The 20,168-nt window shown below is 66.8% G+C and carries 20 protein-coding genes; 14 read left to right on the top strand and 6 right to left on the bottom strand.

Annotated features, from left to right (window positions below; all coding sequences use genetic code 11):
* Positions 1-99: 99 nt before the first annotated feature.
* The gene (locus tag ACZ60G_RS24465; protein ID WP_465812549.1) at positions 100-582 is read left to right on the top strand and encodes a MarR family winged helix-turn-helix transcriptional regulator; all 483 of its coding nucleotides are present in this window, start codon (positions 100-102) and stop codon (positions 580-582) included.
* Positions 583-616: 34 nt separating this feature from the next.
* On the opposite strand, the gene ACZ60G_RS24460 is transcribed toward ACZ60G_RS24465, so the two are convergent.
* Positions 617-1,039, bottom strand: a complete 423-nt coding sequence (locus ACZ60G_RS24460; protein ID WP_465812547.1) for a cupredoxin domain-containing protein — start codon at positions 1,037-1,039, stop codon at positions 617-619.
* A 120-nt stretch (positions 1,040-1,159) separates the two neighbouring features.
* Here ACZ60G_RS24460 and ACZ60G_RS24455 point away from each other — a divergent pair, with 120 nt between their 5' ends.
* The 7 genes from ACZ60G_RS24455 to tsaD all read left to right on the top strand — a co-directional run bounded on the left by ACZ60G_RS24455 (position 1,160) and on the right by tsaD (position 7,961).
* A complete protein-coding gene (locus ACZ60G_RS24455) occupies positions 1,160-2,719 on the top strand; it encodes an NAD(P)H-hydrate dehydratase (protein WP_465812546.1) in 1,560 nt (519 codons plus the stop codon).
* 181 nt (positions 2,720-2,900) lie between these two features.
* Complete coding sequence (gene alr / locus ACZ60G_RS24450) at positions 2,901-4,040, top strand: alanine racemase (protein ID WP_465812544.1); 1,140 nt, start codon at positions 2,901-2,903, stop codon at positions 4,038-4,040.
* A complete protein-coding gene (locus ACZ60G_RS24445; RefSeq protein ID WP_465812542.1) occupies positions 4,037-5,110 on the top strand; it encodes an alpha/beta fold hydrolase in 1,074 nt (357 codons plus the stop codon). The genes alr and ACZ60G_RS24445 overlap by 4 nt, the downstream gene beginning before the upstream one ends.
* Entirely contained in the window at positions 5,103-5,555 is a 453-nt protein-coding gene (gene tsaE / locus ACZ60G_RS24440) for a tRNA (adenosine(37)-N6)-threonylcarbamoyltransferase complex ATPase subunit type 1 TsaE (RefSeq protein WP_465812540.1), read from the top strand. Before ACZ60G_RS24445 ends, tsaE begins: the two co-directional genes overlap by 8 nt.
* 89 nt (positions 5,556-5,644) lie before the next feature.
* Complete coding sequence (tsaB, locus tag ACZ60G_RS24435; RefSeq protein ID WP_465812538.1) at positions 5,645-6,358, top strand: tRNA (adenosine(37)-N6)-threonylcarbamoyltransferase complex dimerization subunit type 1 TsaB; 714 nt, start codon at positions 5,645-5,647, stop codon at positions 6,356-6,358.
* Between the two features lie 62 nt (positions 6,359-6,420).
* On the top strand, positions 6,421-6,924 hold the full coding sequence (rimI, locus tag ACZ60G_RS24430; RefSeq protein ID WP_465812574.1) for a ribosomal protein S18-alanine N-acetyltransferase: 504 nt from the start codon (positions 6,421-6,423) through the stop codon (positions 6,922-6,924).
* Positions 6,921-7,961 carry a tRNA (adenosine(37)-N6)-threonylcarbamoyltransferase complex transferase subunit TsaD gene (gene tsaD / locus ACZ60G_RS24425; protein ID WP_465812536.1) on the top strand — a complete coding sequence of 347 codons (1,041 nt, stop codon included), beginning with the start codon at positions 6,921-6,923 and terminating at the stop codon, positions 7,959-7,961. Before rimI ends, tsaD begins: the two co-directional genes overlap by 4 nt.
* A gap of 228 nt (positions 7,962-8,189) precedes the next feature.
* On the opposite strand, the gene ACZ60G_RS24420 is transcribed toward tsaD, so the two are convergent.
* Positions 8,190-9,734 (bottom strand): DUF7159 family protein, encoded by a 1,545-nt coding sequence (locus ACZ60G_RS24420; protein ID WP_465812534.1) that lies wholly within the window; start codon positions 9,732-9,734, stop codon positions 8,190-8,192.
* Positions 9,735-10,441: 707 nt separating this feature from the next.
* Here ACZ60G_RS24420 and groES point away from each other — a divergent pair.
* Both groES and groL read left to right on the top strand, forming a co-directional pair.
* On the top strand, positions 10,442-10,741 hold the full coding sequence (groES, locus tag ACZ60G_RS24415) for a co-chaperone GroES (RefSeq protein ID WP_040686722.1): 300 nt from the start codon (positions 10,442-10,444) through the stop codon (positions 10,739-10,741).
* Positions 10,742-10,829: 88 nt separating this feature from the next.
* Positions 10,830-12,440: a chaperonin GroEL gene (gene groL / locus ACZ60G_RS24410; protein ID WP_465812531.1), complete on the top strand. Its 1,611-nt coding sequence runs from the start codon at positions 10,830-10,832 to the stop codon at positions 12,438-12,440.
* Positions 12,441-12,580: 140 nt separating this feature from the next.
* On the opposite strand, the gene ACZ60G_RS24405 is transcribed toward groL, so the two are convergent.
* From ACZ60G_RS24405 to ACZ60G_RS24395, 3 genes are all read right to left on the bottom strand, one after another.
* Positions 12,581-12,832: an RskA family anti-sigma factor gene (locus ACZ60G_RS24405; RefSeq protein ID WP_465812529.1), complete on the bottom strand. Its 252-nt coding sequence runs from the start codon at positions 12,830-12,832 to the stop codon at positions 12,581-12,583.
* A gap of 1 nt (position 12,833) precedes the next feature.
* Positions 12,834-13,409, bottom strand: coding sequence for a sigma-70 family RNA polymerase sigma factor (locus tag ACZ60G_RS24400; protein ID WP_040686725.1), 576 nt, complete (start codon positions 13,407-13,409; stop codon positions 12,834-12,836).
* Between the two features lie 338 nt (positions 13,410-13,747).
* Positions 13,748-14,041 (bottom strand): WhiB family transcriptional regulator, encoded by a 294-nt coding sequence (locus tag ACZ60G_RS24395; RefSeq protein WP_014981828.1) that lies wholly within the window; start codon positions 14,039-14,041, stop codon positions 13,748-13,750.
* Positions 14,042-14,671: 630 nt separating this feature from the next.
* On the opposite strand from ACZ60G_RS24395, the gene ACZ60G_RS24390 reads away from it, so the two are divergent.
* The 3 genes from ACZ60G_RS24390 to ACZ60G_RS24380 all read left to right on the top strand — a co-directional run bounded on the left by ACZ60G_RS24390 (position 14,672) and on the right by ACZ60G_RS24380 (position 17,313).
* Positions 14,672-15,529: a hypothetical protein gene (locus ACZ60G_RS24390; RefSeq protein ID WP_465812527.1), complete on the top strand. Its 858-nt coding sequence runs from the start codon at positions 14,672-14,674 to the stop codon at positions 15,527-15,529.
* 127 nt (positions 15,530-15,656) lie between these two features.
* Entirely contained in the window at positions 15,657-16,235 is a 579-nt protein-coding gene (locus tag ACZ60G_RS24385; protein ID WP_040686727.1) for a sigma-70 family RNA polymerase sigma factor, read from the top strand.
* Positions 16,228-17,313 carry an anti-sigma-D factor RsdA gene (locus tag ACZ60G_RS24380; RefSeq protein WP_465812525.1) on the top strand — a complete coding sequence of 362 codons (1,086 nt, stop codon included), beginning with the start codon at positions 16,228-16,230 and terminating at the stop codon, positions 17,311-17,313. The genes ACZ60G_RS24385 and ACZ60G_RS24380 overlap by 8 nt, the downstream gene beginning before the upstream one ends.
* Before the next feature lie 216 nt (positions 17,314-17,529).
* On the opposite strand, the gene ACZ60G_RS24375 is transcribed toward ACZ60G_RS24380, so the two are convergent.
* A complete protein-coding gene (locus ACZ60G_RS24375) occupies positions 17,530-17,943 on the bottom strand; it encodes a DUF5319 domain-containing protein (protein ID WP_465812523.1) in 414 nt (137 codons plus the stop codon).
* 384 nt (positions 17,944-18,327) lie between these two features.
* On the opposite strand from ACZ60G_RS24375, the gene guaB reads away from it, so the two are divergent.
* Positions 18,328-19,872: an IMP dehydrogenase gene (gene guaB / locus ACZ60G_RS24370; RefSeq protein WP_465812521.1), complete on the top strand. Its 1,545-nt coding sequence runs from the start codon at positions 18,328-18,330 to the stop codon at positions 19,870-19,872.
* Positions 19,873-20,168 lie beyond the last annotated feature (296 nt).

The following is a 20,168-nucleotide window of genomic DNA, read 5'->3' as shown; positions in this document are numbered from 1 at the left end:
CTTCGGAGCCTCGACCGAGGCAGAAAGCCATCAGCTACACCCCACCGCTCTGGGCATCCAGGGCACCAACCCCAGACAACAACGAACTTAGGGAATGCCATGACCGCGGATGCCGCCCTGACCGGCCTGGCCGATGGTTGGTACGCACTGACGCTGCTGCACGATCAGATCGAGGCGCATATCGAACGTGCCCTGCAATCCGGTCACGAGCTGAGCGTGCGCGAATTTTCGCTGCTCGTAGTGCTCAGTCGCCAGCACGACGGACCCGGCGGGCACCTGCGCATGAACCAGGTCGCCGAAGCCGTGGTGCTCAGCCAGAGCGCGACAACCCGCCTGGTCACCCGTCTCGAAGACCGCGGCCTGCTGCAGCGTTACCTATGCCCCGATGATCGCCGCGGCATCTACACCGACGTCACCCCCGCGGGCCTCGAACTACTGGCCCGCGCCCGCCCCACCCACGACACCGCCCTGTCCAGCGCGCTGGGTCAAGCCGCCGCCGACCCCGAACTGGCCCCTTTGGTCGCCGCCGTCGAAGCGATGAACACCAACGCGGCCCGCGGCACCCGAATCCCGCAGGCATAGCGGTTCAGCGCACCGATTGATCAGCGCGACCGGGCTATTCGACGGTGACGGTGCCGCGCATCTGGGGGTGCAGGGAGCACAGGTAGCGGTAGGTGCCGGGGGCGAAGAAGGTGTAGCTCCATTCGCCCTTGTCGAAGATCGGGCTGTTGATGCCCATGGCCTTATCGCCGATGCCCTGGACGGTGTGCGGGACGGAGTCCTTGAATTTCCAGGTCACGGTCTCGCCGACCTTGACGGTGACCTCGGCGGGGGAGAACTTCATATCCGTGACGTCGACGGTGACGGCGGCGGGTTTCGAATCGCCGGACTTGGTGGTCGTCGGCCGGCCGGTCTTCGCGGTGGTCGACGCGGTGGTCGAGTTCGTATCGCTGGAGCCGCAGCCTGCCAGCAGTAGTGTCGCGGCCAGGACGAACCCGATTGCGATCCGGGTGGACATCGTGCGGCGCACCTTCGGCATGACGGCCAAGCGTAGTCTGCTGACGGTGCGGGCCCGCGCGGCGCCATGGCGTTGTCGCTTCGGCGTATCCCGTACGAGCGGAACCGCAGTGCCCGATCGACACAGTGGAGGCGAGCGTTCATGTCCAGCCAGCGAGGCTATTTCACCGCCGATGAAGTGCGCGCGGCCGAGGCCGAGCTGTTCACCCGTGTCCCCGAGGGCATGCCCATGCATCGGGCGGCCTACGGATTGGCGACGGTGGTCGCGAGCGAGTTGCGTACGCGGACCGGCGGCATCGCGGGCAGGTCGGTGTTGCTGCTGGTGGGCTCCGGCGATAACGGCGGCGACGTACTCTGGGCCGGATCAATGCTGCGTCGCCGCGGCGTCGCCGTTACCGCTCTGCTGCTGAATCCGGAACGGACCCACGCGAAAGGCCTTGCCGCACTGCGAAAGGCAGGCGGTCGAATCCGAAATGCGTCGGATGTATTGCGTGCCGATGGTGCGGGCTCGGCCACGTCAGGCGACGCCGGATCGATTCCCGCCGGGGCGGCTAGTGCGACGGGGGTGAGTTCTGTTGAGCCAGGTGGCGCAACGGACTCGAGACCCGATCTAGTGATCGATGGCATCGTCGGCATCTCCGGCCGCGGCCCGCTGCGCCCGATGGCCGCGGAAATCGTTGCCGCTCTGAATGTTCCGATCATCGCCGCCGACCTGCCGAGCGGAGTCGATCCGGACACCGGCGCGGTGACCGGCCCCGCTGTCCGAGCCGAGGTGACGGTCGCATTCGGCGCTCACAAGCCGGTACATGCCTTGGCCGCGCCCTACTGCGGCCGAATCGAATTGGTGCCCATCGGTTTACGGCTACCCGAACCGAACCTCGCAGCGCTGGAACCGGCGGAGATCGGTGCCCGGTGGCCGATCCCGGGACCCGTCGACGACAAATACACCCAGGGCGTCACCGGCATCTGCGCGGGCAGCGCGACCTACCCCGGCGCAGCCGTGCTGTGCACCGGCGCCGCGGTCGCGGCCACCTCCGGTATGGTCCGCTACGCCGGAACCGGCGCGGCCGAGGTTCTCGATCATTTCCCCGAAGTTATTGCCGCCCAGACCATCTCGTCCACCGGTCGAGTGCAGGCCTGGGTATTCGGCCCCGGCGCGGGCACCGACACCGACGCCCACAAACGACTCGCCGAAATCCTCGCCACCGACCTGCCCGTCGTCGTCGACGCTGACGGCCTCACCTTGCTCGCCGCCGATCCCGACCAGGTCCGCGGCCGCACCGCCCCGACCGTATTAACCCCGCACGCAGGCGAATTCGCCCGCCTGACCGGGCACGAAGTCGGCCAGGACCGGGTGGCCGCCGTCCGCGAGCTCGCCGAATCCTGGCAACTCACCGTCCTGCTCAAAGGCCGAGCCACCCTCGTCGCCACGCCGGGCCGCCCTGTACTCGTCAACGAAGCAGGGGGTTCCTGGGCCGCCACCGCCGGTGCGGGTGACGTCCTCTCCGGCATCATCGGCGCCCTCCTCGCTGCGGGCTACGATCCCGCCTGGTCCGCCGCCGCTGCCGCCCGCGTCCACGCACTCGCCGCCAACCTCGCCGCCCACGAAAACCACCCATCCGCCGCTCCCACCTCCGCATCACCGCTCCTCGGCCACGTGCGTCCGGCAATCCGCATCTTGCGCACGCTTGCGTCGAAGTGAAGTGCGCTGCCCCGGACCGCGCTTTTATTGCCGCATCGACGCCCCTGCAAGACGCGCTGGTCTCGGCAACCGGCGGCCGTCCGGGGCATCCGAGTCCTACCTGCGCTGTCCTCCAAGCGCCCCTGCTCCGCTCCTCGCCGCTGGGCCATGAACCGACGCCCTCGCGCGAGCCAGATGCCGAATGGCAGGATCAATAAGCGTGGAGGCGCAAGTGGAGACGGTTATCGATCTGGATGCCATTGCCCACAACGTGCGGATCCTGCGTGAATATGCGGGGGATGCGGCGGTGATGGCGGTGGTCAAGGCCGACGGCTACAACCACGGCGCCGTCGAGGTCGGGCGGGCCGCGCTGGCGGCCGGTGCGGCGGAACTCGGGGTCACCACTGTCGCCGAGGCGGTGCAGTTGCGCACCGCCGGAATTACCGCCCCGATCCTGTGCTGGCTCAATAATTCCGATGCCGACTTCGGCGCCGCGGTCGAACACGATATCGAGATCGGCGTCTCCTCCCTGGAGCACCTGCGGGCGATCGAGGCTGTGGCGCGCGCCTCCGGCCGGACTGCCATCGTCTCGCTCAAGGTCGACTCCGGCCTCAACCGCAACGGCATTGCGCCGCTCGAGTACCCGGCGGTGCTCGCGGCCCTGCGCACGCTGGTGGACGAACAGGTCGTGCGGTTCCGCGCGATCTTCTCTCACCTCGCACACGCCGACGAGCCGGAACACCCCTTTCTCGACGTCCAGCGCGACCGCTTCGTCGAGGCCGTAGCCGTCGCCAAGGAACACGGCCTCGAACCGGAACTGGTCCACCTCGCGAACTCGGCCGCCACGCTCACCCGCCCGGATCTGGCCTTCGATATGGTCCGCCCCGGTATCGCGATGTACGGCCTGACTCCGATACCCGAACTCGGCGAGTTCGGCCTGCGGCCCGCGATGACCTTTCAAGCGCGAGTCGCCCTGGTCAAAGAGGTCGCCGCCGGTGAGGGCGTCTCCTACGGCCACCAGTGGATCGCTCCGCACGACACCACCGTCGCCCTCATCCCCGCCGGATACGCCGACGGTGTGTTCCGTCCGTTGAGCAACCGCTTCGCGGTGTGGCTCGGTGGCGCATTGCGCCCCAACATCGGTCGCATCTGTATGGACCAATTCGTCGTCGATCTGGGCGACAATGCCGCGGGCGTCGTCGAGGGCGATACCGCGATCCTGTTCGGCGCGGACCAACCGCGCGCCCAGGACTGGGCAGATCTGCTCGGCACCATCCACTATGAAATCGTGTGCTCCCCACACGGCCGAGTGGTGCGGCGCCACGTAGGGGGAATTCGATGAGAACAGTCGTCCGCGGCGGATTGGCAACCGCCGGTGTGGTCGGCGCGCTGGCCGGCGCCCATGCCTTGCGCCGCATCGGCGCCCGGGTGCTCTGGCCCGCTCGTGTCGACGAATATCGCGACGAGAACTTCGACCTGCTCGACGAGGACCGCTCCGGTGCGGTGCTCACCGAAGACGGTGTGCGCCTGGCCACCCGGGAATGCGGCCCGCCCGCCGCCCCGGTCACCGTGATCTTCGTGCACGGCTTCTGCAACACCATGGAGTCGTACCACTTCCAGCGCCGTGATCTGGAAAAGCGTTGGGGCACAAGAGCTCGCCTGGTCTTCTTCGATCTGCGCGGCCATGGCCGCTCCGGCACCCCGACCACCGACAGCTGCACTGTCGCCCAACTCGGGCGCGATCTGGCGGCCGTCATCGAGGCGACCGCTCCGACCGGGCCGGTGGTTCTGGTCGGTCATTCGCTCGGCGGCATGGCGGTGCTCGCGGCGGCGGCGCAGTTCCCGGAGTTGTTCGCGGCGCGGGTGATCGGGGTCGGTCTGCTCTCGACCGCCGCCGCCGAGGTCACCTCGGCGGGTATCGCGCAGCTGCTGCGCAACCCGGCGGTCGACGGCTTCCGCTTGGCCGTGCACACCGCGCCGACGTTGGTGCAGGCCGGGCGCAGCACCGTCCGGCATGTGATCGCGCCGATACTGCACGTCAGCTCGTTTCACGGACCCGTCGGCCCCACCCTGTCGCGCTTCACCACGCTCATGATCGACCGCACGCCCGTCGAAACGATCGTGAAATTCCTGAAGGCCTTCGAACTGCACGACGAATCTGCCGCGCTGCCGACGCTCGCGGACCTGCCGGTGCTGGTGCTCGGCGGTGCGCACGATGTCGTGATTCCGTTCCGCAATTCGCGGGCGCTGGCACGCGAATTGCCCGAGAGCGAACTCGTCCGCCTCGATGACGCCGCGCATATGGCGCATATGCAGTTCCCGGATCTCGTCAACGCCGCGCTCGACCGGCTGCTCGTACGTGCGGGCGTCATCGACGGCACCCGATCAACCGGGGAGGTAGCCGGTGGCTGAACGGCAGCAACGGATTCTGCCCACGGTCGCGGACACCGAGGCTTTCGGTCGCGAACTCGCCGCCGGTCTGGGCGCGGGTGATCTTGTGGTACTCGATGGACCGCTCGGCGCGGGCAAAACCGCACTGACTCGCGGTATCGCCGAGGGCCTCGGTGTGCAGGGCCGGGTCAGCTCACCGACCTTCATCATCGCCCGCCAGCACCGGGCCGGACAGCGCGAGGGCGCCGCGGCGGTGCCGCTGGTGCATGTGGACGCCTACCGACTCGGCGGCGATCTGGACGAACTGGACGCCCTGGATCTCGACACCGATCTGCATCAGGCGGTCGTGGTGGTGGAGTGGGGCAAGGGTGTCGTGGAACACCTCGCCGACCGGCACCTGTATGTGTTGCTATCACGCGAACCGAATTCCGAAGTCCGCACCGCGATCTGGGAATGGGTCGGATAGGTCGCGAAGAGGCCCCTTGACCAGGGTGCCGTAACTACCGAGTAGGTCCGCACCACGCCCAGGTACCACCCGGTATCGTTGGGCCAATCATGCTTGTACTAGCCGTCGACACCGCGACACCCGCCGTAACGGCGGGATTGGTGGAACTGGAGCAGGCCGCACCCGGCACCGTCGCCCCGGCGCGGGTGCACACCGTCGCCGCTCGCGTCAGGGTCGACGCCCGCGCTCACGCCGAGGTGCTCACTCCGCAAATCCTCGAATGCCTCTCGGAGGCAGATCGTTCCAGGGCCGATATCGAGGCCGTCGTGGTCGGCATCGGGCCGGGGCCGTTCACCGGACTGCGCGTCGGCATGGCGACCGCCGCTGCCTTCGGTGACGCGCTCGGCGTCCCGGTCTACGGCGTGTGCAGCCTCGACGCGATCGCCGCCGACGCGGTGCTCGAACCGTCGCTGCTGCCGGGCATCACACCCGAGAGCGAACTGCTCGTGGTCACCGACGCGCGCCGCCGCGAGGTGTACTGGGCCCGCTACCGTGACGGATATCGCATCGAGGGCCCGGAGGTGAGCAAGCCCCATGACCTGGATCCCGTGCAGGCCACCATGATCGCCGGTTCTGCCTCGCACGTGGACCTGTTCGACCTGCCCGTGCTCCCGGCCGAAACCCCGTCACCCGCGGGTCTGGTGCGGGTCGCCGCTGCCGAACTGCTGGCGCGCGCCGTCCCGGAACCGTTGATCCCGCTGTACCTGCGCAGACCGGATGCGGTGGAACGGAGCTACCGCACGCTCGACCGGACGGGAGCGTGACGGCCGTGGAACCCGACCGGAGGTCCGAGGGGCGAAGCCGACCCGTGACTCGCATCGAGCCCATGGACGTCGCCGATATCGAGCGCTGTGTCGAACTCGAGCAGTTGTTGTTCCCGGAGGACGATCCGTGGCAGGCGGTGTCCTTCCGCTCTGAACTGGCCGGACCGCACAACCGCTATATCGTCGCGCGCGACGAGGCCGGGCGAATGGTCGGCTATGCGGGTATCGCGCTGCTCGGTGATGCCGAACACCCCGAGGCCGAGGTGCACACCATCGGCGTCGATCCAGGCTGTCATCGCGGCGGTGTCGGCACGATGCTGCTGGAGGCGCTGCTCGCCGAGGCGGGTAAGCGCGGCGGGCCGGTCTTCCTCGAGGTGCGCACCGATAACGCCCCCGCCATCGCGCTCTATGCCAAGCACGGCTTCCACATCATCGGCCTGCGCAAGAACTACTACCACCCCAGCGGCGCCGACGCGTACACCATGCGCAGACCGGAACTAGCAGCGAACCCGGCCTGGGGCCCGCAGCCGGCCGAATCGGCACAACCGAACGAGGTGCTTTCGTGATCGTCATGGGCATCGAAAGTTCCTGCGACGAAACGGGAGTCGGTATCGTGCGCCGACATCCCGACGGCACCTGTGAACTGCTCGCCGACGAGGTCGCCTCCAGCGTCGAACAGCACGCCCGCTTCGGCGGTGTGGTCCCGGAGATCGCCTCGCGCGCACATCTCGAGGCCATCGTGCCCGCGATGCGCCGAGCGCTGGCCGCCGTGGGCATCAGCAAGCCCGACGCACTCGCGGTGACCATCGGACCCGGACTGGCCGGTGCGCTGCTGGTCGGCGTCGCGGCCGCGAAAGCCTATGCGGCAGCGTGGGATGTGCCGTTCTACGCACTGAACCATCTCGGTGGACACGTTGCGGTGGACACCCTCGAACACGGTCCGATGCCGCCGTGCGTCGCGCTGCTGGTCTCCGGCGGGCACACGCATCTGCTGCACGTCACCGATCTGGCCGAGCCGATCGTCGAACTGGGCAGCACCGTCGACGACGCGGCGGGCGAAGCCTTCGACAAGGTCGCCCGGCTACTCGGCCTCGGCTTCCCGGGCGGACCGGCGCTGGATGCCGCTGCGGCACACGGCGATCCGAAGGCCATTGCCTTCCCCCGCGGCATGACCGGCCCGCGCGACCCCCGCTACGACTTCTCCTTCTCCGGCCTCAAAACCGCCGTCGCCCGCTACGTCGAGGCGGCCCAGCGCAACGGCTTCACCGCCGATGAACTGCCGATCCCGGACATCGCGGCATCGTTCCAGGAGTCGGTCGCCGACGTACTCACCATGAAGGCGGTACGTGCCGCCCAGGATGTCGGCGTGGAGACCCTGGTCCTCGGCGGCGGCGCCACCGCCAACTCCAGAATCCGCTCGATGGCCGAAGACCGCTGCGTCGCAGCCGGATTGCGCCTGCGCGTCCCCAAACCTCGCCTGTGCACCGACAACGGCGTAATGATCGCCGCCCTCGGCGCCCACGTCATCGCAGGCGGCGCAACCCCATCCCCCCTGACCGTCGCCACCGACCCCGGCCTCCCGGTCTCCGTCAGCCAAGTCTAGGGGAGCGCGGACGCGATCAAGATCAGGTGGCACTGAGGTTCGACCAGCCGGGCGCGCCTGTTGGTGGTGCTGTGGTCGCCTTGTCGAGAGTTTGCCGAGGGTAGTCGAATGGTGGTTGTGGGTGGGATTCTGAGCAACCATTTGACTACCCTCGACGGGTGAGCTGCGTCTGGATGGTGGCAACGCACAAATTGCTCCGGCTCCCGAACCGCCCTGCCTGCCTGGCTTTCAGTCGTGCGGCCCGATTAGTTGCCCTGACCGCCCTGCGCTCGAGCCTGAATTCGCTCTGGGCGGGAATGGAATCCGCGATTGTGCGGGCGCCTGCGTGGGCTCCAGTTGCGGTGCCGATGACGCCGGACCGCGGTCCTGCCCCGACGACCCGGCACCCGGCGAATTCGGATTTCCGAACAGCGGTCCGAGCAACTCGGGGAACGGAATCGGCGGCAGGTTCGGATCCGGGCGCAGCGTCGGCGCGGACGGGGTGGTCCCGACGGGCGACGAGGCGGTCGAGGTGGCCGGTTGGCTGCGGTCCGGAGTGAGCGAGGGGATATTGGCGCCGGAGGGCCGGTTGGTGCTCTCCCGGTTCGGGCCGGTGGTCGAAGTGCCCGCACCGGTCGGCGGCGCTACCGTCACCGGCGCCGTGGGTAGTTGCGCACTGCTGGTGGTGCCCGCGGGGGAGATCTCGTCGTCCCCGGTCGGTGCGAAGGTCTTCACCCCGTAGCCGATGATCAGCCCGACCACCACGATCGCACCCGCCAGCGTGCCGACGACCTTGGTGAAGGTACCGACCGGCGCGTCGGCGGCGCCGACGACCGGGAATACCGACGGCTGCACCGAATCGGCCACCAGCGCGGCGCCTTTCGCGATCACCGCCTCCGGATCGTCGATGGTGTGCACCGGAATGTCCAGCGCGCGTTCGAGGGTGGACAGGACGGCCGGAATATTGGCCCCGCCGCCGATCACAATGACGGCCTGCGGAAACGTGGGCGCCCGCGCGAAAACCGCGGCGACGAAAACGGCGGTCTCGCGCAGCAGATCCGAGATCAGTTCCTCGAAGTCGGCCCTGGTCAGCTTGAGCGGCTGGCCCGCGACGTGATCGATGGTCACGGCAGGCGCGATCGATAGGTGTTCTTTGGCGGCGCGGCCGCGGTTGGTCAGCATGCCCCGGTTGGGGCGGGTGCCGCGCCGGGCGTAGTGCAGATCGACGAGGTGGTGATAGATCAGCTCGTCGACGGCGTTGCCGCTGATCGCCGCGGTGCGTTCGGTGCGCAGGATGGTGGAGTCGGCTTGGTCGGCCACGGTGACGCTGAGACCGGTCGCGCCGAGGTCGACGATGGCGACCGTCTCGTAGCGGTCCACGAGTCCGGTGTGCCGCAAATACGTAAGTGCCGCAGTACCTTCCGGCACCAGCCGCAGATCGCGCTGTTTGCCGGTGGCCGACCGGATCACCTGCGCCTGCTCTTTACTGCGATAGGCGACCGCGACGCTGGTGGGCGGGCGACCGGCGGCGGAATCGACACCGACCGATTTCGCACCGGCGAAGCGCGCGCCGACCGGATGCTTCGGAAAGGCCACGTCATAGGAGAGCTGCGTGGTCGGAAGCTGGGTGGTCATGAGCTCGATCGAGGACGCGACGAGATCGCCGAGATCGGAGTGGGCCGCGTCCGCGGAAACCACTCGATAGTCGAAACTCTGCGCGCCATTGGACGCGGTAGCGACCAGCGCCGAGCACACGACCTCGTTACCGGCCGATATGCCGAGGGATGTTCGCATGTCACCTCCCTTCGAGCGGATGGTCATGGTGTCGCCGACCATCTCGAATGGACAGCCGGACAGCTCGCGTGGATGACGAGCGATCCGGACGCGGGACCGGGCCGACCCGTTGTCCGGATGGGTCGCTGGGACGGCCATGGATCACGTGTGGTCTTGCCCTCTGGTGAAGCTTCTTGTTTGAAAACGCTGGTGTCGTGACGCTGGTACTGACGTTGATCTTGCTCTTGCGGAGCGGGTATTGCTCTGTGGCACTGGGTGTTTCGTGACGCTTGGTGCTCCCCCCACGGCGCCGGTTCGTGACGAACACGGCGAGCGGAGCACGACCGTCGTCAATACTGTCACAATCCGTTATCCGAACGTTACAGATTTGCCGAAGTCTTGGGAAGCCCTCAGACATCTGGGCGTGGCGTGGCGCACGCGTGTCGGAAAACGACACGCGTAGGCGGGGGCCAACGGTTTTGGCACCGTCCAACCTTGAGCGCTGGCACTCTCATGTATAGAGTGCTAGTCGGCACTGTGTGATGTGCGTGTGCCAGTTCGACTACTGAGCAGGGGTCCCGGCACCCGCGACGACGGGGCTGATGCGCAGGGTCGAGTTCGAGTGACCGTCGGCGACTGCTTGCGGGCCGCTCGATACAAACCGATACCGATGGTCCGGGACAACAGTTCCGGACGACCGTAAATCCCCTGAAAGTGGAGGGCTCAACGTGGCGAGCGTGAACATCAAGCCGCTCGAGGACAAGATCCTCGTCCAGGCCAACGAGGCCGAGACGACGACGGCCTCCGGCCTGGTCATCCCCGACACGGCGAAGGAGAAGCCGCAGGAGGGCACCGTCATCGCCGTCGGCGAAGGACGCGTCACCGACAAGGGTGACCGCATCCCGGTCGACGTCAAGGAAGGCGACGTCGTCATCTACAGCAAGTACGGCGGCACCGAGATCAAGTACCAGGGCGAGGAGTACCTCATCCTGTCGGCGCGCGACATCCTGGCCGTCGTCACCAAGTAGCCGATAGGCACATGCGTTCCGCCCCGGTGTCTTTCGCGACCCGGGGCGGAGTGCGTTCGGCCCAGAACACACAGGAGCTGACAAAAACATGGCAAAGCAGATCGAGTTCGACGAGAAGGCTCGTCGTGCTCTCGAGCGCGGCGTCGACAAGCTCGCCGACGCGGTGAAGGTCACCCTCGGGCCGCGTGGTCGCCACGTTGTGCTCGCGAAGGCCTTCGGCGGCCCGACCGTGACCAACGACGGCGTCACCATCGCGCGCGATATCGACCTCGAGGATCCGTTCGAGAATCTCGGCGCGCAGCTGGTCAAGAGCGTCGCGACCAAGACCAACGATGTTGCCGGTGACGGCACCACCACCGCCACCGTGCTGGCCCAGGCGCTGGTGCGCGCGGGTCTGAAGAACGTTGCGGCGGGCGCGAATCCGATCGTGGTGGGTTCGGGCATCGCCAAGGCCGCCGACGCGGTCTCCGAGGCGCTGCTCGCGCTGGCCACCCCGGTCTCCGGCGCGCAGGCAATCGCACAGGTCGCCACCGTCTCCTCGCGCGACGAGGAGATCGGCGAAATGGTCGGCAAGGCGCTGACCACCGTCGGCAAGGACGGCGTTGTCACCGTCGAGGAGTCCTCGACGCTGCAGACCGAACTCGTCGTCACCGAGGGCGTCCAGTTCGACAAGGGCTACCTCTCGCCCTACTTCGTCACCGACGCCGACAGCCAGCAGGCCGTCCTAGAGGATGCCTACATCCTGCTGAACCGGGAGAAGATCAGCTCGCTGCCCGATCTGCTCCCGCTGCTGGAGAAGATCGCCGAATCCGGCAAGCCGGTGCTGATCATCGCCGAGGACGTCGATGGCGAGGCGCTGTCCACCCTGGTGGTCAACTCGATCCGCAAGACCCTCAAGGCCGTTGCGGTGAAGGCCCCGTTCTTCGGTGACCGGCGCAAGGCCTTCCTCGACGACCTCGCCGTCGTCACCGCGGGCACCGTGGTCAACCCGGATCTGGGCATCTCGCTGCGCGAGGCGGGCATCGAGGTGCTCGGCAAGGCGCGTCGCATCGTCGTCACCAAGGACGACACCACGATCATCGACGGTGCGGGCACCGCCGAGGACATCGCGGCCCGCGGCACGCAGCTGCGGCGCGAGATCGAGGCCACCGATTCCGATTGGGATCGGGAGAAGCTCGAGGAGCGCTTGGCCAAGCTGGCCGGCGGCGTCGCGGTGATCAAGGTCGGCGCGGCCACCGAGACCGCGCTCAAGGAGCGCAAGTACCGGGTCGAGGACGCGGTGAGCGCGGCCAAGGCCGCCGTCGACGAGGGCATCGTGCCCGGTGGTGGCACCGCCCTGGTACATGCCGCCGCCAAGCTCGTCGAACTGCGCGACTCGCTCTCCGGTGACGAGGCCATCGGCGTCGAGGTGGTGCGCACCGCACTGTCGGCGCCGCTGTTCTGGATCGCCACCAACGCGGGCGTGGACGGCGCTGTGGTGGTCAGCAAGGTCGCCGACGGCAAGGAAGGCTTCAATGCCGCCACCCTCGCCTACGGTGATCTGCTCACCGACGGTGTCGTTGACCCGGTCAAGGTGACTCGCTCCGCGGTCGTGAACGCGGCGTCGGTGGCCCGGATGATCCTCACCACCGAGAGCGCCGTGGTCGACAAGCCCGCCGAAGAGGAGCACGACCACAGCCACCACGGTCACGCGCACTGAGCGCAGGCCGCACGGCAGAAGGCCCCCGGGACCGCGTGTCCCGGGGGCCTTCGTCTTATGAACAATATGAACGCAATGGCGCGCAACAAGTCGAAAAATATCAATCGCGAGAACTGATTCCGACTCGGGTCGGTGAAGTTCTAAGAGGCGACGGGTGGTTGCTCAGCGGCGATGGCGGCGAGCAATCTGGCACGCAGGGCGGCGGGCGGCTGGGCCGCCGTCGCCTCCGCGAGAGCGCCGAGGACTTCCTTCGTCTGCTGGGCTTCGGTCATGAATTCAGCGCGTAGTACGGGGTCCTCGCCGTCGAGCACTTCCTGCACCGCATTGTGGTCTTCGTCGTCGATCGATCCGAGCGCGACGGCGTGCGCGAGATCGATCCGGGCTTCGTTCATCTCACGTCACCCCCAAACTTTTCTTCAGTCGTGTCAATCCGTCCCGTATACGGGACTTAACGGTCGGTAACCCTACGCCGAGGAAGTCGGCGACTTCCGCGTAGGTTCGCCCGCCGTAGTAGGCGAGCGAAATGGCTTCCCGCTGAGTCTGTGTCAATGTCCCTAGACCCTGCTGGACGGCCTGCTGCTCGAGCCTTCGCTCTACTTCTTCGGTGACCTCATCGAATTCGTTGCCGAGAACCCTTATCCCATAGGCGACTTCGCGCAGGGTATGGGCTTGTTCGGCGCGGACCCGGTCGACGGCCCGCCGATGAGCGAGGGTCATCAACCATGTCACCGCGGAACCTTTGGTCGCGTCGAAACTCGACGCGGTCCGCCAGATTTGGAGATACACCTCCTGGGTGGTCTCCTCCGCGTAGCCGGGGTCGTGCAGGACGCGTAGCACCAAGCCGAACACGCGCGCGCACGTTCGGTCGTACAGCTCGGCGAATGCCTCCTGGTCGGACCGGCCGCAACGTTCGAGAAGTGCGGCGAGCTCGATACTTTCGGCGGCGCGTGCCGTTACCGCAGATTCCACCCGATTCGACGCAATGGTGGGTGGGATGGCTTCTCTTCGGAACGAGTCGCCCTCTGCGGCCGGCGGCCGCGTTGTCACAACGCTCCATTCTGTGTCATCGGTCACTACCGTAGCGGGCCGCTATCGGACCCCGTGCGGTGGGGTATCAGCGACCCGCATGCGGGTCGGCAACTTCCCTGTAAACCTCGACACGCCAGACGTTTCTGGAGGGGACACGCCGTGACACGCCGCTGGTTTTACGAAACGCCGTATCTACAACCGACTTCGGCTTGTGGCCATCGCCGGGTGTTTGCTAGGCATTCGGCGCGCCGCGCCACCTGGATGGGAAGAAGTTGGTTTTAAACGGCCATCCGACGACGGTTGCGTCGAGCGTGCATCTCCCGCTCGGTTTCGGACATACCGCCCCAGATGCCGTAGGGCTCGCTGACTTTGAGCGCGTGGCTGCGGCACTGCATGAGCACTGGGCAGGCCCGGCAGATCTCCTTGGCGCGCATCTCGCGTGCGGTGCGGGCGCGGCCACGTTCACCGTCCGGATGGAAAAACACCGCGGAGTCCTGGCCTCGGCAGGATCCTCGCATCTGCCAGTCCCAGACGTCCGCGTTCGGTCCGGGGAGGTGGGTCGGCATGGGCATGGTGAACTCCTCGTGGTGCGAGCTCGTCAGCGTTGTCGAGCAGTTGTTCTGCAACAGTTGTGGCCACGGCGCTGGGTCGGCGGCGTGCCATGGGCTCGCCTATTGCGGTCGCTGCAATTTCGCGCGGCGCCGACCGTGGCGATGAGTTACGTTAGGTCCAGCCGTGAAATTCCGTCAATAGTTCGATGCAGCAGTTTTCTAAATCTTAAGCTGCGAAAATTAACCTCGAAGCTGTTTACTTTTTGGGCCCGCCCGGTAATACTGATCGGTTGGTCAGAGGCCGGTATGTCTTCGCATGGCCTCAGTATTCCGCATTCCCGCAGGTGGGAACGGGTCGGCGGTTGCATCCCCGTGTGGTAGCAAGTAGGTGCAGACGTGGGTCCTATCACATGGTCGACGGCCCGCTACGATGTCCGGTCGGTCGGAGATGGCAGAAACGGGGCGCTGAGGTTAATTGCGCGCAACGCATGTGAATTCCGATCGCACACGGTATGTGATTGCCGGAAGTACTTTTACTTGATGGAAACATGGCGACGGCGATGAAATGCTCAATATTAGCCGGAAGTACCTGACGGACGGTTTCTCGCTGCGCGATCCCCTGCGGCACTCGGGTTAGAGTTCGGCGTGCTCGTGCCTGCTTCCCCCATATATATCGAGTCCGCCATGCTTGCCGACGCGGCTTTCGGCGTCTGCCCCGGCCATGCCGCTACCGAGTTGCCGACCGCCGCGAACCCGCTCGATTCCTGGCACCGGGCGGTGATTTTCGGTGGTCAGGGTCGCTACGCCGCGGCACGCGAAGAGTTGCGAGTATTGCGCGCGCGCACCACCGATCCGGTGCTGCTGTCGCTGGCCGCGAGTACCGAGGGCTCGTTTGTGCGTCAGCTCGGCTGGCATGCCCGTGCCGCCGGATACGACGGTCGCGCGGCCGCGTTGATCCTGCCGACGGGGGATGCGGTCGGTCCCGAACGCGTGGACGCGATCTGTGACGCGCTGACCGGTCTCGCGGCCGATGCGCTCGGCACCGGCCGTCTGGCGCTCGCCTCCCGCCTGCTCCGCCGCAGTCATGACGCGATGGCTCAGGCGCAGTCGCCGCACGGCTGGCGAACGCTGATCCGGTGGCATTGGGTCTGCGCGGAGACCGCACTCGCTGCCGGTGCCGCCGGCACCGCCGCACCCCATGCCGCGACGGCCCTCGCGCTCGCCGAGGACGGACCGTCCGTCCGGCACCGGGTCAAGTCCCGGCTCTTGGTCGCCGCGACCGCCGCGGCAGCCGGTGATGTCGAGCGTGCGCGAACGCTGGCCGATGAGGTCGCCGAGCAGTGCCGCGAGCATGGATTGCTCCCATTGCGTTGGGCCAGTTCGATGTTGCGCTCCGGGGTGTCCACGGGGGCTCGCGCGAGCGCGGCCGCGATCGATGCGCAGGAGTGCGCGCAGGCAATCGGCCGTCGTGGCGGGCACTTTCGTCCCATGAGTGATTCCCGAGTCTGATCAAGACACCACCGTGTTGCCCGGATCCACGGGTTGTATCGCTATTGTTAGACCCGTTCCGCCCCTTCGGCGGAAGCACTGGTCATCACTGCCGGTGCCACTTGTAACGCCAGGAAATTCTCTGACGATGACGAACACGGGCGAAGAGTTGGACCTCGCCGTCGCTGCCGCTGCGCAGGGCGACAGATCCGCTTTAGCCCAGGTACTCGAATTGGTCCGCCCGTTGGTGGTGCGCTATTGCCGCGCGCGGATCGGCGCCGCGGAGCGTGGACAGCTCTCTGCGGACGACGTTGCGCAGGAGGTATGTCTGGCTGTGATGACAGCTCTGCCCCGGTATCAGGACCAGGGCAGGCCCTTCATGGCCTTCGTATACGGAATCGCTTCGCACAAGGTTGCCGACGCTCATCGCAACGCCGCCCGTAACAAGGCGGAGGCAATGGCCGAAGTACCAGATGTCATATCCACCGACCAGGGGCCGGAACAGCGAGCTCTCGAGTCCGAAACGAGCAGGCAGATGAACAGTCTGCTCGCGACGCTTCCGGAGAAGCATCGAGAGATTCTGATCCTGCGTTTGGTCATGGGTTTGTCAGCAGAAGAAACCGCAGTCGCCGTGGGCAGTACGGCGGGTGCGATACGCGTCGCCCAACACCGGGCGCTCGCGAAACTGAAGTCACAAGTGGCGAGGGCAGGTGAAATGTATGGCTAGGGATGGCGAGCGCGGTCGGGGCGACTGGAAGGCGCGACGTGGATCGCGAAACAGCGGTCCCTACGCCGGGAGTGGTGACACCGGTCCGGTGGACATCGCGGCGGTGCGCAGAGACGATGCGCTGATCGATGCCATTGCTAGCAACGGCCCGGTACAGACCGACAGCGCGGAGGAGTTTCAGCTCGCGTCGCTGCTGGCGGACTGGCGAGCGGAGCTGATTTCTCCGCCGTTGCCCGCTGAACCGAATCTCGATGAGATCGTTGCCGCGGTCAATCAGGAGATCGGTGCCCGGCAGGTCCGGATCGGTGCGCAGTCCGGTGGGCGACTACGGCTCATCCGTCCGATTCTCGGGACGGCTGCCGCGCTGGCTCTGGTCATCGGTGGTCTTTCGGCGTTCTCCTATGGCGCCGCTCCTGGTGATCCGCTCTGGCGGGTCAAGGAAGTCGTGTTCAGCGAACAGGCGCAGTCGACCGTGGTGCAGCGCGCCGACAGCGATCTGGCCAATGCGAAAACGATGCTCGCTCAGGACAATCCGGAGCAGGCAAGGGCAAAGCTGGAGGGCGCCAAGGCGAATGCCGAGCTGATCGACGATCCGGTCAAGCGGGATAAGCGAATCAACGAATTCAACGTCTTGCTCGCGGAGTTGAACAAGATCGCTCCGGAGATCGGGAAGTCACTCGCGGCGAGCACGACACCGACGACGACACCCAACTCGGCAACGACCGATGGCACCAGCTCGCCGGCCACCAAGCCGTCCGGCGATGCTGGTTCTACCTCCTCGGTGGTGCCGCCGGTCGATACGAAGGTGCCGACGACGGAACCGAACACACCGGGTAAGTCGACACCGCCGACAACCGCGCCGCCGGTGACCACTCCCGCTCCCGAACAGCCCACCCAGCCCAGTCATCCGACTCAGGCTCCGCCGACCACCGTGGGAACCCAGCCCACGGGGGTCGTGCCGAGCGTGGATTCCGGCCCGCCCGCGCAACCCCCGACTCATCAGCAGCCGCCGACCTTCGTGGTTCCCACGGGTTTGCCGTCTTTGCCGGGGTTGCCCGGATCGGGGCCGGCCACTTAATCGGAGTCGATACTCCAACAGCGCTTGGTTCGTGAAAAGCGCTCGATCCAGCAGAAGCGCTGTGGCGGATGCATATCCGCCACTTCCGCGCGTGCGTGGGTGCGCGGACATTCGAATTGTTGTGCATGAACCGATCGCCGACCGGCGGTCGGCTTTTTGTCTGTCAGCTATTTCACATCGCGCCCGCGCGTCAGCGCGCTGTGTGAGCGCGCGATGTCAGTTGTCGAAACCGTCGAATCCGTCACCGTGGAATGCCTCGTTCATCGAGGCGTCCGCGTATCCCCGGCAGTAATCCCAGGTGACATACGCTTCCGGCATCGGGTCGTAGGCGGGCTCGTGCGGGCGCACTGTGCCGTCGACCAGCAGCTGAAGCAGGTTGGCGCGCAGCATATCCCAGTCGTGGTAGTGATCTTGTCTGCAGTCTTCGCAGCTGACCACGAGTCCTCGGATGCCACGGTGCGCTAGTAGTGCCTCATACACCGCAAGGTCGGCGAGATCCTCCTCGACCGCAAGGCGCTCGTGGGGATCCAGCGGTTCACCGGGCTCGATGGCATCGAGCGCGGCGGACGGGTCGGAGGGGTCTCCGGCAAACGGATCCGGCGGCAAGCCAGGTGGTAGATGGTCACGCACACCCCCACGGTACGCAGAACAGGGTGCTCTTCGCCAGCTATGTGGCGCGCCAGTTTCGGTGGTGGGCTCAGTTCCGTGAGCGAGCGCAGCGAGTGAACCATGGGCACAGGCGCTCACGCGCACGGCGGAGCCGAGCGTCAGCGAGGCGCAGTCGTGAGCGAGCGCAGCGAGTGAACCATAGGCACAGGCGCTCACGCGCACGGCGGAGCCGAGCGTCAGCGAGGCGCAGTCGTGAGCGTGTTTGCGGGACAGATACCATGGGTGACAGGCCCCGGCCAGTATCCGACAGCGCTGGCGGAGCCGCCACCGTCCATCCCATCAGCTTCCACGACGCCGGCCACCCCGGCGTTCGTTGCTTTCGACGTCCAGGAGGAGTCGATCCGAATGAGTAATCCCGTATCGGGCGAACGAATCGCGGTCCGCCCTCCTACGGGTGGTGACGATCCGAACAAGATCGCCATGCTCGGCCTCACGTTCGACGATGTGCTGTTGCTACCGGCCGCTTCGGATCTCATCCCGAGCTCGGTGGAAACCTCCAGCCAGCTGACCCGTGAGATCCGGTTGCGCACCCCGCTCTGCAGTTCCGCCATGGACACCGTGACCGAGGCGCGGATGGCCATCTCCATGGCGCGCGCGGGCGGCATGGGTGTGTTGCACCGCAATCTCGCCGTCGCCGACCAAGCCGCGCAGGTCGAGACCGTCAAGCGGTCCGAGGCGGGCATGGTCACCGACCCGGTGACTTGTCGCCCCACCGACAGCCTCGCAGAGGTCGACGCGATGTGCGCCCGCTTCCGCATTTCCGGCCTGCCGGTGGTGGATGAGACCGGTGCGCTTGTGGGCATTATCACCAACCGCGATATGCGCTTCGAGGTGGATCAGAACCGGCGGGTCGCCGATGTGATGACCAAGGCGCCGTTGATCACCGCGCAGGAGGGCGTCACCGCCGAGGCCGCGCTCGGTCTGCTGCGTCGCCACAAGATCGAGAAGCTGCCGATCGTCGACGGTAACGGCCGCCTGCGCGGACTCATCACCGTCAAGGACTTCGTCAAGACCGATCAGTACCCGAACGCCACCAAGGACCGTGACGGCCGCCTGCTCGTCGGCGCCGCGATCGGTGTCGGCGAGGACTCCTGGTCGCGCGCCATGACTTTGGCCGACGCCGGGGTGGACGTGCTCATCGTCGATACCGCGCACGGCCATCAGGCCGGTGTGCTGCAGATGGTGACCAAGGTCAAGGCCGAGGTCGGCGATCGTATCCAGATCGTCGGCGGCAATGTGGCCACCAGGGCCGGTGCGGCCGCGCTGGTCGAGGCGGGCGCGGATGCTGTCAAGGTCGGTGTCGGTCCCGGCTCCATCTGCACCACTCGCGTGGTCGCCGGTGTCGGCGCGCCGCAGATCACCGCGATCCTCGAGGCCGTCGCCGCGTGCAAGCCGTATGGCGTTCCGGTGATCGCCGACGGCGGTATCCAGTTCTCCGGTGATATCGCCAAGGCCATCGCGGCGGGCGCGTCCACCGTGATGCTCGGCTCGCTGCTGGCCGGTACCGCCGAGTCCCCGGGTGAGCTGATCCTGGTGGGCGGCAAGCAGTTCAAGAGCTACCGCGGCATGGGCTCGCTGGGCGCCATGCAGGGCCGCGGCCAAGCCAAGTCCTACTCCAAGGACCGCTACTTCCAGGACGACGTGCTCGCCGAGGACAAGCTGGTGCCCGAGGGCATCGAGGGGCGGGTGCCGTTCCGCGGACCGGTCAACCAGGTGATCCATCAGCTCGTCGGCGGGCTGCGGGCGGCCATGGGCTACACCGGGTCGCAGTCCATCGCGGATCTGCAGGAGGCGCAGTTCGTGCAGATCACCGCGGCGGGGCTCAAGGAGAGCCACCCGCACGACATCACCATGACCGTCGAGGCGCCCAACTACACTGGTCGCGGCTAGCCCGGTTGACGTTTGTGTACTGGACCGTCCGGTCCGTGCATGATTGGGCTCGTCTGCTGTCCTTCGCGACACTGAACCAATGGTCGGGCGAATCGGGCATAAACCTGTCGTCGCTACGTGCCTACGACGGAGCGAGTCTTACGAGCGACGTTCGCGGCCCGTCTCGCGTCCGAGTCGTCGAAGCGCATGCGCCGTAGGCGCGAGTCTCGACGGCTCGGACGCGAGACACCAGGGGGCCGCGAACACGCGGCGCCGAAGGCGTCGCAAATCAGACAGAGCCCGCGAACACGCCGCGC

It is taken from the genome of Nocardia sp. NPDC102475 (assembly GCF_055584605.1).
Note: the sequence above shows the minus strand (reverse complement) of the source record. Positions and strands in the feature narration are given on the sequence as shown.

Bases quoted from the DNA above. Each gene is read 5' to 3' on its own strand.
- ACZ60G_RS24465 (WP_465812549.1), top strand. From the start codon at position 100: ATGACCGCGGATGCCGCCCTGACCGGCCTGGCCGATGGTTGGTACGCA.
- ACZ60G_RS24460 (WP_465812547.1), bottom strand. From the start codon at position 1,039: ATGCCGAAGGTGCGCCGCACGATGTCCACCCGGATCGCAATCGGGTTC.
- ACZ60G_RS24455 (WP_465812546.1), top strand. From the start codon at position 1,160: ATGTCCAGCCAGCGAGGCTATTTCACCGCCGATGAAGTGCGCGCGGCC.
- alr (WP_465812544.1), top strand. From the start codon at position 2,901: ATGGCAGGATCAATAAGCGTGGAGGCGCAAGTGGAGACGGTTATCGAT.
- ACZ60G_RS24445 (WP_465812542.1), top strand. From the start codon at position 4,037: ATGAGAACAGTCGTCCGCGGCGGATTGGCAACCGCCGGTGTGGTCGGC.
- tsaB (WP_465812538.1), top strand. From the start codon at position 5,645: ATGCTTGTACTAGCCGTCGACACCGCGACACCCGCCGTAACGGCGGGA.
- rimI (WP_465812574.1), top strand. From the start codon at position 6,421: ATGGACGTCGCCGATATCGAGCGCTGTGTCGAACTCGAGCAGTTGTTG.
- ACZ60G_RS24420 (WP_465812534.1), bottom strand. From the start codon at position 9,734: ATGCGAACATCCCTCGGCATATCGGCCGGTAACGAGGTCGTGTGCTCG.
- groL (WP_465812531.1), top strand. From the start codon at position 10,830: ATGGCAAAGCAGATCGAGTTCGACGAGAAGGCTCGTCGTGCTCTCGAG.
- ACZ60G_RS24405 (WP_465812529.1), bottom strand. From the start codon at position 12,832: ATGAACGAAGCCCGGATCGATCTCGCGCACGCCGTCGCGCTCGGATCG.
- ACZ60G_RS24395 (WP_014981828.1), bottom strand. From the start codon at position 14,041: ATGCCCATGCCGACCCACCTCCCCGGACCGAACGCGGACGTCTGGGAC.
- ACZ60G_RS24385 (WP_040686727.1), top strand. From the start codon at position 15,657: ATGACGAACACGGGCGAAGAGTTGGACCTCGCCGTCGCTGCCGCTGCG.
- ACZ60G_RS24380 (WP_465812525.1), top strand. From the start codon at position 16,228: ATGGCTAGGGATGGCGAGCGCGGTCGGGGCGACTGGAAGGCGCGACGT.
- guaB (WP_465812521.1), top strand. From the start codon at position 18,328: ATGAGTAATCCCGTATCGGGCGAACGAATCGCGGTCCGCCCTCCTACG.